Genomic DNA, 15,318 nt, shown 5'->3' on the forward strand with positions numbered 1-15,318 from the left:
TCCCTGACGGGGACGCGATTCGCTTGAACTGACTAGGAAACGCCAAATGCCGAAGGGATCGAGAGCGTTACCTCAGCACCCCAAACCGTGGCGACGTTTCTGCAGCGCCCCTCTTTCAGCCGCGACAGTCATACGATTGATATTCGTAGCTTTCCGTTCTCATCCACCCAAATCTCGCAACTTGCGGCAGCATCTGCAGTATCCGGAGATTCAGCCAAGAAAGAAATGATGTGGCGCCGCTCGAGCATGAGTCGAGGAACCATCGCGCCGTAACAAACGGCGTTGGGCGGCACGGACAATCCGATCATATGAGTGGCATGTGGAAGGTCTTTCGTTTCATTGAACATGGCAATGGAGACATATCGGACTTCGTTAGGATCAAGGGAAAATGCATTTTCCAAAAGCGTTTTTTGCCTATCGTTCAAAGACGAGATGTATGTTCGGTAGAAACAACAGTTGGTTACCTTGCTAGCTCCAACATTTGTGACCCCCAAGAAAAAGTGTTCGGTGGACGCCATGCTCATTTACGATAACCCGTTCGAAAGGCTCTCCGGTTCCGACCATAATTCTTCAGGAATGTGCCGTTCTTGACTCATTGTTGGCACCCTGTTGCGCCGCGTCTCGTAGACCAGCTGCGTCCCAATCACTGTGGCATTTTTTTAGGTCGAAAGGGCATAGAGAGAAGCCTATGAACAATCCGTCGACAGTTTCCTCTATCGCCTTGGCTACATCGTCGAGCACCGCGCCGCTTGTAGTCACATGAATAATCGTCCCTGACGACCCCGGACCACGCGGCTCACAAATTTTACGGTGCCATTCGAATCTTGCCTTAACAAATTCGCTAAAAAAGTGATCCGCTGCGCTCTCGCCAAAATGGCTTGGAGGATAGAAATTCGCGAGTCGCAGCCACGCGCTCTCAAGAAGATCAATGGCGTCATAGCAGCCTTGACGCATTTCTGAGGTGATCCCCGTATCCCAGAGTGGTTGGGCTGCTGAGATAGCGGCTCTTCGTATGCTAGGGAGCGCGTTGAGAAAGCCGATCACCTTGGCTGTCGAGGGTGTATCCCAATCCTTCGGCTCTAACTGAGCAGGCGCCATCCCAGCCATATGCTGAATGACAAGTTCATCGGTCTTGTCGCGGCGATCCCGAACGCGACGAATCCAATCATTACGACTCCGCACAACATCGGCAGCTTTGAGTTTCTTCGCAAAGCCGCCTCTCACCTGCGTCTGTTCATGATGCTCCAAGCAAAGAACGGCTAGATTGCTAACCGTGTGATTTGTCGGATCTTCGTCAATGTGATGGATTTGGACCGCCAACTCTCGCTGGTGGCAAACGCAGCAGGTCCGGTCATGCTCAAACATGACTTCCGCTGAAATATCATCGGGAACTGGTGTTCGGGGCTTGGTCATTTTGAGGTGCGCGTCTGAATCACGTAGGGATCATAGATCATTCTAGATTTTGTAAGATTGCGTGCCATGCACATCAGCGGACACTGCCGACACGCGCCAGTCAAGTCAGTGATGCGGCTCAGGGCGATACCCCTCAGTGCTATGCAGCAAGGGGACCGAACGGACCATTTTGCCGCGAACAGATGTTTGCTTGCCCCGTGCTGCCAGGGATCACACTGCAATCGCAGCAGTTTGCAATGGAGGCCTGTCGCAAGGTTGATGATCGCGATGATCGCCACCGGCGAAATCGTGGACATCACGACCGGCGACAGCAAGGACGGTGCATCCAATCTTTCGGGCTCAGAGGGCCCGAAACGGTTCAATTTCTTCAAAACAGAGCTTTGCCTGCGCACAGCAAAGCGTTTTGGCTGCTCGGTTGCTCGATCACAGACAGACCTCCTTGATTCGATAGGTCTTTCCGAATCCTTGCTCAGCCTGTGGCTCAAACGCGGCACATCAGCGGCACAACGGTTTTGTTGCGGGCCAGCAGGGATAGTCCTTGGCACCTAGTCACCGGCGTCCTTCACTCACTAAACAAGAGTGATTTGGGCAGCAGACAATGGCGACCATCAGAAAGCTACGGGGTCGCTGGCAGGCACAGGTGCGACGTCGGGGCGTGGCCCCGCGAGCCAAATCATTCAACTCGAAGGCTGACGCTCAGCGCTGGGCACAGGACCTTGAAGCGGAAGCCAATAGGTCTGGCTGGGTCGCTGATACGCGACTTGCCGAGAAAACGACGCTCCGAGAGCTCCTGACGCGCTACTGCGCTGAGGTGACACCTGGCAAGCGTGGGGCTGTGTCTGAGGCGTCGCGGATCAACTCCATATTGCGCTGCCCCATGAGTCACCGGACGCTGGCTAAGCTAACCAGCGCTGATGTCGCTACGTATAGAGACGAGCGCCTTAAGAGTGTGGCCCCTGCTACAGTGGTCCGTGAGCTCAACATCGTGTCCCACGCCATTGAGATCGCTACCCGCGAGTGGGGTCTCTGGTTGCCCCGTAACCCGGTGAAGTTGGTCAGACGTCCCCAAGTTCCCCGAGGGCGCACCCGGCGCTTGAAAGCCGGTGAGGAAGCCCGACTGCTCGCGGCATGTGACAGCGGACGCACTCCCCTAATGAAGCCCCTAATCATTCTCGCGATTGAAACAGCCATGCGCCGAGGCGAAATGCTCGACCTGCAATGGCAGCACGTCGATCTCGTCCGCTGCGTCGCCCATTTGCCGTTGACGAAGAACGGCGATTCTCGCGACATCCCACTGTCGCGTCGCGCTGTTGCAACACTCAATGGGCTTTTGGCTGAGAAGGATCGGGACGCCGATCGGGTGTTTCCTGTCACGGGTAATTCAATCCGCCTAGCCTTCGAGCATCTTCGCGTCCGGGCCCAGATGAACGATTTCCGCTTCCACGATCTCAGACATGAGGGCGTCAGCCGCCTGTTTGAGAAGGGACTGAACATCGCTGAGGTCTCGGCAATCAGCGGGCACAAAGAGCTTCGCATGCTCCAGCGCTACACGCATTTGCGCGCCGTCGATCTAGTCGCCCGACTTGGATAGCGATTGCACTCCGCTCAATGAACCCGAAAATAGGAAAACCGATGCTCAGACTTTCACTCGTGCTTGTCGTCGTGGGATTCACCAACGTCGGCGCTGGCTACGCCTCAGACCGCCCACTGACCGATGCGGAGAAGAAAATCATTGCTGACGCATATGGCAAACGTCTTAAGGATCCAGCATCTGCACAATATCGATGGCACAGGCTGATAGATTCGAAAACGTCAACGCCGAACCGGCTGTTCTATTGTTTTCAGGTCAACGCCAAAAACTCTTACGGTGCTTATGTTGGCTATCAGACCGTGCACGGAACTGTCGCTTATCTAAACGGATCTATTGCAGGATACAGCTACGGCATCGGGGCTCAGAGCAATCCGATTATGATCGATTCAGCTTCCGAGTTCTGCGAGATCAGTCGTTACAAGTTCGACTAACACTATCTGCGCAGCCTGGACTTCGCAGACTGACGAAGTCCTAGAGTCGGTTCGGGACACCCAGTCCCTTGCGTATTGGGTCGGCGAGATTTTTTTCCTCTATCCTTGGCCAATAGGATCCGGCAAGAGCATCAGAGCTCTGCTTTAGCCAGATGCACTTTCATTTTGCTGCAAGGTGGTGTTTGCGAATGGCGACATAGCGGCCTCTAAGCGGCCCTTGCAATACCTAAGTCAAAACTTTGACGTGAATGAATTTTGCGACGGCGTGGTTGCGGCCATGGCGGCAAGGCTCGGAAGAACAGACCGATAGCCCTAGAATAAGACGCTCGTTGTTGCGGCGACAATCAACATTCGCAGCCCGCCGCCTAGTCATCGCTGACGCACTCGCGCCTGCATGCGTTCCTAGGCTGGGTGGTGCGCGGAGATATCATCACGACAACGCTGCGGTGGCATTCAAGGTCGATATGTGCAGGTATCTCAGCCGCCGCGGCACGAAAGGAAATGATCGCCTTCGTCCGACGGCAGCAAGAGTCATCCAAGAGGGCGCGAGAAGAACGGGCTGCGGAACTTCATTTGCCCGTTCTTCGGAACGTTCGACCACAACGGCCAAGCTGACAGCCCTATGCGGCTTCCACATATTCAACGTTTGCCTCTTCTGCCGCATGTTCCAGCTTGGCTAGCAGATCGTCCATCTGGTCATCGGACAGAAGAATGCTCCGCTTAGCACTTTCGCCGACACGTTCATCGCCGACGCAGTGCAGGCGAATGAAGTCGAAGGCGAAAATGTAGCCATCACTGATGCGCTTAATCATGACATATGCGCGCCCGGCTTCGTCATCTAGGTCCATGTATTGCAACGTCGCTGTAGACCGTCTGCGTAGCTGGCGCACTCTTTCAACAAAGTGTTCGACCTGTTCATGGTCGACAAGCGCGCGGTATGTCCTACCCAATACCTCCATAGTGATGGCGACCGCGTGCTCGTAGCCTTCTTCTTTCCAGTCCGCCGGGGCATCGACGACTGCAACGCGCGGAAGGTTGTCGGAGACGGTCGACGCGGCGTTGCAGTCGCGCTTGAACATTTCAACTGTCTGCCGGATGGTCTCGGCAAGCTGGGCGTGGGTGGCAACGGGCATTCTATTCTCCTGTCGGCAGTCGGAATGATCCCTAAGACGAAACCAGCCGGCGATTTGCGCCGGCTGATAACGACAGGAGGGTGAGAACGGTCCGACTGCGGAGACCCCTCTCTTAAAGCTACATAGCGTTCGAAGGTCGGGATGCGCGCACAAATTTTAGGCAATCGACCTAGTGCTGCACCAGCTCCTTATAGTTCGCCAATGTCACGGCGCCCCGGTTTCGGCCAGATGCGTGCTCGCCCAGCACGATCTTGATCTGGTCCTCGGTGATCTCGCCCGTCCACGGGCACGGCTCTGCGCGTGCGAGGCGGTCGGCGAGGACTTCAGGCCGGTGGTTGTGCAGCGGCAAAGCCCGGAGCACATTCTTGATCGGATCGACGTTGCTGGGTGAGCCGGCGAATAGAAAGAGATGCTCAGTGATCGTGAGGTAAAGCGCGTTCGGTGACGGAGAATATCAGGTTGCACGCAAGCTCAACTGAGCCGCACTAAAATGGCCATCGCTCTACAAGCCCCTGGGAAGCTCGCTGGTGATTCGAGAGGCTTCGCGGGTATCAGACAGCGGACGCGGTGCTCGGAGTCGCCACGGACTCGCGCTGCGAATTCTCGCAAGTGTTCGAAGTGGTCCCGAGGGTCGTGAAGCGCCCGGCCAGGCCGCGAAGCAAAAAGCTGGGCGCTACCGGCGTGGAGCCGCCTGCGGCCGGAAGGGCACCCTCATTTCCCGAGGAGTAAGCCGGCGGAGCTGGCGCATCCCGAAGGATCTCATCACTCAAACCTGGCAAGGCTTCGCATTTCCGGAGACGGTTTAAGCCAAGCTGGCGCGCTTGCGCGCCGGCGGAGCGCCTCTTGGCGCGGAGCTCTTGGAGCGTAACGAGCCGGGCGGAGCCCGGTGAGGCCGCGAGCTTGGGCGTCAAACTTGTCCAAGCCGTTCCCTCTCTTAAGGTAACCTAATAGGATAATAGACTAGTATTATATATGGGCGAAAATCACGGTCAGATTCGTCCGGCAACTTTTGAAATTTTTAGTTTTATATCAGGTATAGCTATATCTTTGGGTGATACGATTTGACCCTCTCACTCGTCTCGACCGTATCACTCGGCCGGTCGGGCCGTATCACCCAGAAAACGCTAAAGATCGCCATTACACAACCTTCTGGTGACATTGCGCTGTGGCGAAGAAGGCCATTAGGACTCACGCCAACGATACCAGGGACCGCCCTTGGCCTCCAGCTTGCCAACGTTTTTGAGGCGCTTCTGCACCGCCGGTTTGGTTGCACCGCAGATCGCCGCGATTTCGGTCAGCGAGGCCTTCGGTCCATGCTGAGCCCGAGCGAGGGTAAGGGTTTCCCGGAACTTCGCCAACTCGGCGGCGCGGCCCCGCAGATTGATCAGGAAGTGATCGCCGTCGTGGTTCGCGATTGCCTCTTCCAGCGCCGTGGTCCGCCTCGCCGTGATGTGGCCGGCGCGTTCCTCGCGCTTGCGCGCTACGTCACGGCCGCGCCGTGCATCAGCCTTTGCCTCGCGCTCCTTGGCGAGCATGCGGGCCGACGCTTCGTTGGATAGTTTCCTCCGGTAGGCTTTGGTGGCAGCGTCTTTACGCCTCCGCTCGGTCTGATAGTCGCGGAGCATGGCGGTCCGTTCGCGGAGCGCGGCCACCTCTTCCGGTGTGGTAGCTTTCTGGTGGCCGTCAAACTTCGATGGTGGCGCGGACGGGTAGGCGACCGCCGCCCGCTGGTCGCGCTCCTCCAGGTCAGCCATGACTTCCGCCCGTTCGTCATCGGTCAGGGTGTCGCGCGGCTCCGCTGAAGCATTAACAGGTGGCGCTACAGCAATCGCTTTGGCCTGAGCGCCGGCCGCGGTGTCGGTTGGCGCTGCCTCGTCATCGTCAAGCTCTCGAAGAAAAGCCTCATTGGCTTCTTCGCCCTCGCCCAGGACATCACCTTCATCGGCGGCGTGCTGGTTATGCGCAAAATCGTCGCCTGCATGGCGCAGAGAAGCTTGAACTTGAACCGCACTTAGTCGATAATCAAAATCGTGATCGTGGCTCATTCCCACGGTCTCCTTTCTTAAACCCCGCTGGTCGGCAAACCAGCGGGGTTTTTATTTCAATCTGGAATCTTAATGGACCGTCACCGCTTGAGCAACCCGCCGGGTCGCATTTGAATTCTAATCTGCTTCGCTACTGCCTCGTCTACAGCGTCTTGAACGTGCCGCCCGATATCTTTCCCGAGAGCATCGTCATCAGCCGCGGACTGACCGTGGTTGCCCTGCACGTTCACGGTATTTGGCGGGCGCTGAAAGCGGGTATAGCGAGTGGGTGATTCGTTTCCTTTGCCGGCCGGTGTGTGGCTAGCGCCAAGCACGCTCAGCTCACCACCGAGCTTCCGAACGAATCCTGCGGCCTATCAGGTGCAACCGAGGAGGTGGCCCAGTCGTGAGCGCCCAGATCTAAAAGGGGAGGTTGCGACGAGAAGGAACCGCGGCTGTAGGCGACAGTCAGGTCTACAACAGTTGTCGGATGCCGGAGATGCGTTTGGTGCATTGAAAACGTTGGCGGCAGTCCAGGCGACATTCCGAAGTAGGCTCACCCAGATGATCGACGGCTGCGACTTCGATGGCAACGTGGACGCGCTCAAACACGTCAGAGACGTTGTCACGGCCGTGGAGTCGGCAACGACCTCCGGCCGGAGAGACGATCAGAGACGAGTGGGTCTCCAGGCAGGTCTTCAACGCCCCTAAAAAACTACCTTAAGATGCAAGCTGCGTTTGCGGTAGACCAGCTGCAGTTTGCGATTTGCGCAAGTTCCAAGACCGGAGCAGCAAAAAAGAATCGTTCGAGTTTGTCAGACCGCAAACTCACAGTCTGTTTAATTGCTTATGCAATAGGAATTAACTTGCGATTAGTTTGCGATTTAGGCCTCAGAATAATTTTTTGAATGACAAACTCGTTTGGGAACCTAGGCCAGCGGGCGAAAAAGCAGTGCCAATCAGCACAACCTCCGGACGTTTCCGCCAAATGCGAACGAGAGAGCATAGGCCGACTTTCGACTATTCCCCCGAGAGGCCGACCGAGAGAGCCAAAACACCAGAAGCTCAATATCCATCGTATCCAATATAGTTCGGCGTAGCTCAGTAAGAGGCCAAAAACGACAAGAACCGACACGCCCCTCCGCCTCAACGGGGGGCCGCACGCAACGATTTGTCGAGGCGCCGGCCGCAGAGCGGGGCGAGAACACGTTTGGTAGGAAATCGTTTGGTTCGTATTAGGACGATGGTTTGGGACGATCGTCTCCACTGTCCTGACGGGGTTGATTCTCTTATCCTTGGTGCAAATCAGTCCGGTTCGTGAGGTAGCGGCTCAACCCGAAGTGGCGGCAGCCTTTAGCTGTCGCGAAAAGCTCGGCCTAGATGAGATTTGCGCAACAATAGAATCAGGAGTGGTCGTGTCTTGAATCTATCGTGCGTCCAGAGCTCGGTTCTTGAATCAATATTGCTCGACTCGAAAGAGCTCTTTCAGCGAACTGTTGGGGCGACGGCTCTCGGAATGACGGGCGAAGATGAACTGCTCGACACACCAATCCCGTAGACCCCGCTACCGGCAAGCTGAGGCGGCATATTTTTGAGAGGCATTCCAATACTCATAGCTTCGATCGGTGCAGAGCACCAATTGGTCGCCGGACAAAGTTTGGGGCTCGATAAAACCTAGGACCCCAGCATTGTGGCTGCTCAGCCTCCTGCCGTGCCCCTACTCCGACAGATGACAAATTGGACCGCACAGCAGATCCCCGTCTGAAGCGCTCGAATTTGTATTGCCTGCAATAGCCCGGCCACCCTAGATTGAGCCTCAAACCGCTTCGGCCAAACGAAGCGTTATCACCGGCTTGGGGGCGGGATGGCACGCGGGCGCTCGAAAACAACAGAGAGTGCGATTGAGGCCTGCAAGGACAGCCCTTGGGTGTTGAAGGGGGCGCGTTGCCTCCAGCCGCTAATCGACCTCGAGCACTTGTCGCGAAACGATGGATAAGCGGTCTCTCACCGAGCGCGACATTTGCACGAAGTTCATCCTGCCCGCCCTTAAGCGTGCCGGGTGGGACGAGATGTTGCAGGTCCGCGAGGAGGTCTTCTTTACCAATGGCAGGATCATCGTTCGCGGCAAATTGGTTACTCGCGGCAAGGCCAAAAAGGCCGACTTCGTTCTCTACTTCAAACCAAATATCCCCATCGCGCTCATAGAGGCGAAGGACAACAACCATAGCGTCGGCGACGGCATTCAGCAGGCCCTCGAATACGCCCTCGCGCTGCGCATTCCGTTCGTCTTCTCCTCGAATGGTGACGGCTTCCTGTTCCATGACCGCACCGGCCAAAGCGCTACCAAGGAGGTAAATATCGGCCTAGACGCGTTCCCGTCGCCCGCTGACCTGTGGACGCGGTATTGCGCCTGGAAGGGAATTGTCGCAGAAGCCGAGCAGATTGTGCTCCAGGACTATTTCGACGACGGGGGCGGTAAAGCCCCGCGCTATTATCAGGTAAACGCTGTCAACGCCGCGATCGAAGCCATTGCCGCTGGCCGAGACCGCGTCTTACTCGTGATGGCGACCGGCACCGGCAAGACCTATACCGCCTTCCAGATCATCTGGCGACTTTGGAAGGCCGGCAGGAAGAAACGCATCCTGTTCTTGGCGGACCGCAATGTGCTGATCGACCAGACAATGGTAAACGATTTTCGTCCGTTCGGCGCGGCGATGGCGAAGCTCTCGACTAACTCCAAGACCATCGAGAGGCAGGACGGCTCAACTGTCGATCTAACGCTTGCGCTCGACAAGAAGCGACGTATCGACACCGCCTTTGAAATCTATCTCGGACTCTATCAGGCGATCACGGGTCCAGAGGAACGCCAAAAACTCTACAAGGAATTCTCCAAGGAGTTCTTCGACCTGATCGTAATCGACGAGTGTCACCGCGGAAGCGCCGCGGACGATTCCGCATGGCGCGAAATACTCAACCACTTTTCGGGTGCAACCCAAATCGGTCTGACCGCTACGCCAAAGGAGACAGAATATGTCTCTAATACCGACTACTTCGGCGAGCCGGCCTTCACTTATTCTCTGCGGCAGGGCATCAGCGATGGGTTTCTCGCACCCTATAAGGTCATCAAGGTTCATATCGACCGTGACATCGAAGGTTATCGCCCCGAACTCGGCCAGCTCGACCGTGATGGCAACGCGATTGAGGACCGGATATACAACGCGAAGGACTTCGACCGAACGCTGGTGCTTGACGACCGCACCCTGCTTACGGCGAAAAAGATCACCGAATTCCTCAAGGAGAGCGGCGACCGATTTCAGAAAACAATCGTCTTTTGCGTCGACGAGGAGCACGCGGCTCGGATGCGACAGGCCCTGGTCAATGAGAACAGGGACCTTTGCGACGACAATCACCGATACGTTATGAGAATTACAGGCACCGATAAGGACGGGCAAGATCAGCTCGGAAACTTCATCGATCCAGAATCGCGGTATCCGGTTCTGGTTACGACCTCGCGGCTGCTATCCACCGGCGTCGATGCCCAGACCTGCCGGTTGATCGTGCTAGATCGCCCGGTGGGCTCGATGACAGAATTTAAGCAGATCGTCGGGCGCGGCACCCGCGTTCACGAGGATACCAAGAAATTCTACTTCACCCTCATCGACTTCCGTGGCGCAACAAACCACTTTGCCGATCCGGAATACGACGGTGACCCGGTGCAGATCTACGAGCCGGACGCAGACGACCCGATCACGCCTCCGGACACGGCGGGCGAGCCGAACGATATGGGGGAAGCAGATCAGACGCCTTTCGGTCTCCCGGAGGACGAAACCCTTGTCGATTGGCCAGGCTTTCCGCGACCGACTGGCGGCGGGTCGCGAAAAATATACGTGGACGGTGTCGGCGCGCGTATTGTCGCTGAGCGTGTCGAATATCTCGACGAGAACGGCCGGCTCGTGACCGAAAGTCTTCGAGACTTCACCAAGAGCGCGCTGAAGAAGCGCTACACCAGCCTTGACGACTTCCTCAAGCGCTGGAAAGCGGCCGAGCGTAAGCAGGCGATTATTGAAGAACTGGAAGCCGAGGGGCTTTCGCTCGATGCCATTGGCGAGGAACTCGGAAAGCACCTCGATCCCTTCGATCTAATCTGCCACGTCGCCTTTGATCGAAAGCCGCTGACGCGACGCGAGCGGGCCGACAACGTCAAGAAGCGTGACGTGTTTACGAAATACGGCCCTCAAGCTCGCGCCATCCTTGAAGCTCTCCTCGAAAAATATCGCGACGAAGGCATTCTCAACCTCGACGACGCCAACGTCCTCAAAATCGCGCCATTCAGCGCGATGGGCAGCGTCGTTCAACTCATCAAAGCGTTCGGCGGCAGGGAGGGCTTTGAAAAGGCCGTCCACGAGTTGCAGGATGTTCTCTATCAGGAGACTGCTTGAACCATGATAGTCCGGACCACTGTAAAATCTATTCAAGATCTCATGCGTCAAGACAGCGGTGTCGATGGCGATGCGCAGCGTATTAGTCAGCTATGCTGGACGTTTTTCCTGAAAATCATCGACGATCAAGACCAGGAGCTAGAACTCACAAAAGACGATTATCGCTCCCCAATCCCGAAGAAATATCAGTGGCGCAACTGGGCAGCAGACCCTGAGGGCATTACCGGCGACGCGCTGCTCGCGTTTATCAACGGCGAGTTATTCCCCGCGCTAAAGGGCTTGGCCGTCACTGCGAAAACGGACGGTCGCCACCGCATGGTGCGCGACGTGTTTGAGGACGCTTACAATTACATGAAATCCGGCCATTTGGTTCGGCAGGTGATCAACAGAATCAACGCAATCGATTTCAACAACCTGAACGACCGCCGTCACTTCGGTGAATTTTACGAACAACTTCTCAATGATCTTCAGAGCGCGGGCAATGCCGGCGAGTATTACACGCCGCGTGCCGTCACCGCCTTCATGGTCGACCGGATCGACCCCCACCCCGGTGAACTCCTGTTCGATCCCGCCTGCGGCACGGGCGGCTTTTTGACCTGCGCAATAAGGCATATGGAGAGGGACTACGTTCGCACACCCAAGCAACGCGAGAAGATGCAAGCAGCCTTACGCGCGGTTGAGAAAAAGCCGCTCCCTCATATGCTTTGCGTCACTAATATGTTGCTGAACGGCGTCGAAGATCCGAGCTTTGTGCGTCACGACAACACGCTTGCTCGGCCCCTCATTTCCTGGAGTAAGGACGAGCGGGTAGACATCGTCCTCACTAACCCGCCCTTCGGCGGCCGAGAGGAAGACGGAATTGAGGACAACTTTCCAACCTTCCGCACCAAGGAGACGGCAGATTTGTTTCTTGCCCTCATCGTCCGGTTGCTGAAGCCAGGCGGACGGGCCGCCGTGGTGTTGCCCGATGGCACGCTGTTCGGCGAGGGGATCAAGACACGTCTCAAGGAACATCTGATGGAGGAGTGCAACCTGCACACCATCGTCCGGCTGCCAAATTCGGCATTCAAACCCTACGCTTCGATCGGCACCAATCTGCTCTTCTTCGAAAAAGGTGCGCCGACCAAGGACATCTGGTTCTACGAACACCGCGTGCCGGACGGCCAGAAGGCCTATTCAATGACAAGGCCGATCCGCCTAGAACATTTCCAGGACTGCATCGACTGGTGGGGCGACGAGAACCGCAAAGGCCGCAAGGAGACGCCGCGCGCGTGGAAAGTGACGGCGGAGGCGGTGAAGGCGCGCGGTTACAATCTCGATATTAAGAATCCGCACAGCGTGCCGGACGACTACGGCAACCCGAAAAAGCTGCTGGTCGATCTTGCTGCAGTCGAAGCCGAGACGACGCTTTACCATCACCACTTGAAGACGATCCTCGCTGAGGCTCGCCCGATCAACGCAGGACGCTTGCTTAAGCACTACGAACGGATCGCCGACGCACCCGACGCTGTCGACCGATTGCGTCGCTTCGTGCTCGACCTCGCGGTGCGCGGCAACCTTGAACCGCAGAACACGAACGATGAGCCGGCAACAGAGCTTTTGAAGCGTATTGCGATAGCAAAGGTCGACCGGAAGAGGAAAACCGACGATGCCCGGATCAAGATTGAGCCCGATCCGAAGCCCGAGGAACTGGCGATGCCGCTTCCCCGTGGATGGGCAGTCCAATCGTTCGAAAACCTATTTCTATTTATCGACTATCGTGGCAATACGCCGCCAAAAACGGACGAAGGCATCCCACTCATCACCGCCAAGAACATTCGCATGGGCCACCTAAACCGCGAGCCACGCGAATACATATCGAGGGCGACGTTCAAGACATGGATGACGCGCGGCCTACCTAAGATCGGTGATTTGTTCTTCACCACTGAAGCTCCCCTAGCCAATATTTGCCTCAACGACATCGAGGAACCTTTCGCGCTCGCACAGCGAGCCATCTGTTTTCAGCCATATGCAAGTATCGACACCAAATTTTTGATGTTCGCTTTGATGAGCGACGTCATGCAATCGCTGATCGACAGACACGCAACCGGTATGACGGCAAAGGGCATCAAGGCTGCAAACTTGAAGCCACTTCCTATCCCGATCCCACCCCTCGCCGAACAGAATCGCATCGTCGCCAAGGTCGATGCGCTAATGGCGATTTGCGACCGGCTGGAGGCCAGCCTGATCGCTGCAGCCGCAACCCGACGTCGGCTACTCGACTCTCTCCTAGCCGAGGCCTTGGCACCAATGCCCGCTCAAGAAAGAGAAGCCGCGGAGTGACCTTAGGATACGACATGGTTAGCGATATTCACGGCCACGACGATCAGCTCCATCGGCTGTTACAAACTCGGTTAAGCTTCGCGCTCTCGGAATGCCCGGCTATTGGTTCCCGAGCAGCTGAATCGCTGCAAAGCAGCGATTTCGGCCCGCCACAGCCCCGGCACGCCCGGCACGTGCTTTCCTGGCGCACCCGACACGATTTGAACGTGTGACCTTTGCCGCAGGAGCTTCCAAAGCCCGTTGCCCCTGCCCGGCCAATCGGCTAAATGAACCCCCGAAGCACCCGTAGCTCAGCTGGATAGAGCGTTGCCCTCCGAAGGCAAAGGTCACACGTTCGAATCGTGTCGGGTGCGCCACTTCGGTACAGAACTGGGCACTCCAAAACCTGCCGTTTTTGCGCTTGAGGCAGCGACGAGCGTCCGCAGCAGCACGCTTTTCGACCCCATGATGCGAACCTCTTTCGTGTCCACTTCGATGCGCTGGGCCAGCGCGCGGAGGTGGTCGCGGCGATAGCCGCCCGACTCGGTCCGCATTCGCCTGCGCGCCTGACTAGCGAAGGTCTTGAGCGCCTGCGGCGTGATGCTCGGCCCGAGCCGATCGAGCGCACCGTCGGCCCGTTCTGCGTCGGCGCGGGCCTGATCGCGGATGGCCTTCAGCACCGTCACCCGCTCCTTGAGCATCGGGTCAGACACGTCAGCGATTCCGTTTTCGATGGCGTCGTAAAGCCGCTTGAGCTTGGCGCCTGCTTCGGCCGCACGCTTGCGTAATTCGGCGGCGTGCGCCGTTCGGCGCTCGGCGCGCTCCTCCCGGCGGTCGAGCACACGCGACAGGATTTGCTCGAGACGTTTGGGCTGCAAGAGGCGCTGCTCGATGTGCTCGGCGACCACGCTGTCGAGCTTTTCCATCGGAACGGTTCGTCCCTTGCAGCCGGTCTCGCCCTGCCGAGCCTTGGTGCAGCAGGTGTAATACCTGTACCTGCCGCTCTTTCCCGTCGTCAGTGTCATGGCTCCGCCGCAAGTGGCGCAAAAGCAGATGCCGGTAAGGAGCGTGGGGCCGCTGACGACGCGCGGCGCGGTCATTGTAGGGCTGCGCGTTTTGAGCAGCCTCTGCACCGCCTCGAACTCGGCTACGTCGATGATTGGCGGCACGGCCATCTCGACCACCTCGGCGTCCGGTTTGCGCTCGCGGGTCTTCCAATATTTGGTGTTGAAGCGGTGGCGGCCGATATACGTCGTTCGCGTCAGCACCTTGTGGACGGCGTCCACGCCCCAGCGCCCGCCGTCGCGCGTTCGGATGCCAGACCCATTCAGATGTTTGGCGATCGATTTGACGCCCATTGGCCCCGAGGAGCCGTTTCCCTCGCGCGCTAGGCGGAAGATCAGCCGCACAGTTTGGGCCTGGATGGGATCGATGTCCAATGTCTTCTTGGTACGGTGGCCGCGTTGCTCAGAGGCTTCCACGATGCGGTAGCCGATCGGCGGCAGCGCGCCGTTCCAAAAGCCTTGTCGCGCGTTCTCCTTCATGGCTCGCAGCGTATGCTTGGCGTTTTCCCTGGACTGGTATTCGTCGAACAGCGCCATGACCTGGCGGATCATGTTGCTCATCGGATCATCGCCGAGCTCCTGGGTGATCGACACCAGCCGCACGCCGTTCTTGGCAAGCCGGCGGACGTAAAACTCAAGCTGGAACTGGTCGCGAAAGAAGCGGCTGAAGCTGTGGACCAGGATCACTCCGAACGCTGGCGGCTTGACCGTCGCCGCGTCGATCATGCGCTGGAACTCCGGTCGCCGATCGTCGGTTGCGGAGGCACCGGGCTCGACATAATCAGCGGCAATCTCCCAGCCGCGCGACGCACAGTAGGCTTTCGCCTGGCGGCGCTGATCCGGGATGGAGAGATCGTTGTCGGCTTGCCGCCCCGTTGAGACTCGGAGGTAGAGAGCCGCCCGAACTGCCGCTGCCATGGTG

11 protein-coding genes and 1 tRNA gene are annotated in these 15,318 nt (G+C 57.5%); 6 read left to right on the top strand and 6 right to left on the bottom strand.

Translation table 11 applies throughout. The features are described from left to right. Positions 1-128: 128 nt before the first annotated feature. Together RX328_RS42930 and RX328_RS42935 are read right to left on the bottom strand one after the other, a co-directional pair. Positions 129-524 (bottom strand): hypothetical protein, encoded by a 396-nt coding sequence (locus RX328_RS42930; RefSeq protein WP_213253625.1) that lies wholly within the window; start codon positions 522-524, stop codon positions 129-131. 46 nt (positions 525-570) lie between these two features. Then, a complete protein-coding gene (locus tag RX328_RS42935; RefSeq protein ID WP_213253624.1) occupies positions 571-1,413 on the bottom strand; it encodes an HNH endonuclease signature motif containing protein in 843 nt (280 codons plus the stop codon). A 258-nt stretch (positions 1,414-1,671) separates the two neighbouring features. On the opposite strand from RX328_RS42935, the gene RX328_RS42940 reads away from it, so the two are divergent. From RX328_RS42940 to RX328_RS42950, 3 genes are all read left to right on the top strand, one after another. Further along, entirely contained in the window at positions 1,672-1,962 is a 291-nt protein-coding gene (locus RX328_RS42940; RefSeq protein ID WP_213253623.1) for a hypothetical protein, read from the top strand. A gap of 415 nt (positions 1,963-2,377) precedes the next feature. Further along, positions 2,378-3,004: a site-specific integrase gene (locus RX328_RS42945; protein ID WP_312018071.1), complete on the top strand. Its 627-nt coding sequence runs from the start codon at positions 2,378-2,380 to the stop codon at positions 3,002-3,004. A 41-nt stretch (positions 3,005-3,045) separates the two neighbouring features. Next, positions 3,046-3,435 carry a hypothetical protein gene (locus RX328_RS42950; RefSeq protein WP_213253621.1) on the top strand — a complete coding sequence of 130 codons (390 nt, stop codon included), beginning with the start codon at positions 3,046-3,048 and terminating at the stop codon, positions 3,433-3,435. Positions 3,436-4,055: 620 nt separating this feature from the next. Here RX328_RS42950 and RX328_RS42955 read toward each other — a convergent pair. From RX328_RS42955 to RX328_RS42965, 3 genes are all read right to left on the bottom strand, one after another. Beyond that, entirely contained in the window at positions 4,056-4,568 is a 513-nt protein-coding gene (locus tag RX328_RS42955; RefSeq protein ID WP_213253620.1) for a hypothetical protein, read from the bottom strand. Positions 4,569-4,737: 169 nt separating this feature from the next. Then, the gene (locus tag RX328_RS42960) at positions 4,738-4,929 is read right to left on the bottom strand and encodes a hypothetical protein (RefSeq protein WP_213253619.1); all 192 of its coding nucleotides are present in this window, start codon (positions 4,927-4,929) and stop codon (positions 4,738-4,740) included. An 820-nt stretch (positions 4,930-5,749) separates the two neighbouring features. Then, positions 5,750-6,613 (bottom strand): hypothetical protein, encoded by an 864-nt coding sequence (locus RX328_RS42965; protein ID WP_213253618.1) that lies wholly within the window; start codon positions 6,611-6,613, stop codon positions 5,750-5,752. Positions 6,614-8,580: 1,967 nt separating this feature from the next. On the opposite strand from RX328_RS42965, the gene hsdR reads away from it, so the two are divergent. The 3 genes from hsdR to RX328_RS42980 all read left to right on the top strand — a co-directional run bounded on the left by hsdR (position 8,581) and on the right by RX328_RS42980 (position 13,709). After that, the gene (gene hsdR / locus RX328_RS42970; protein WP_213253617.1) at positions 8,581-11,031 is read left to right on the top strand and encodes an EcoAI/FtnUII family type I restriction enzme subunit R; all 2,451 of its coding nucleotides are present in this window, start codon (positions 8,581-8,583) and stop codon (positions 11,029-11,031) included. Between the two features lie 42 nt (positions 11,032-11,073). Continuing rightward, the gene (locus tag RX328_RS42975) at positions 11,074-13,353 is read left to right on the top strand and encodes an N-6 DNA methylase (RefSeq protein WP_317258602.1); all 2,280 of its coding nucleotides are present in this window, start codon (positions 11,074-11,076) and stop codon (positions 13,351-13,353) included. A 279-nt stretch (positions 13,354-13,632) separates the two neighbouring features. After that, positions 13,633-13,709: transfer RNA gene (locus RX328_RS42980), tRNA-Arg, on the top strand. On the opposite strand, the gene RX328_RS42985 is transcribed toward RX328_RS42980, so the two are convergent. Continuing rightward, complete coding sequence (locus RX328_RS42985; protein WP_213253616.1) at positions 13,680-15,314, bottom strand: recombinase family protein; 1,635 nt, start codon at positions 15,312-15,314, stop codon at positions 13,680-13,682. The genes RX328_RS42980 and RX328_RS42985 overlap by 30 nt on opposite strands. Positions 15,315-15,318 lie beyond the last annotated feature (4 nt).

The organism is Bradyrhizobium sp. sBnM-33 (assembly GCF_032917945.1).
Taxonomy (GTDB): Bacteria; Pseudomonadota; Alphaproteobacteria; order Rhizobiales; family Xanthobacteraceae; genus Bradyrhizobium.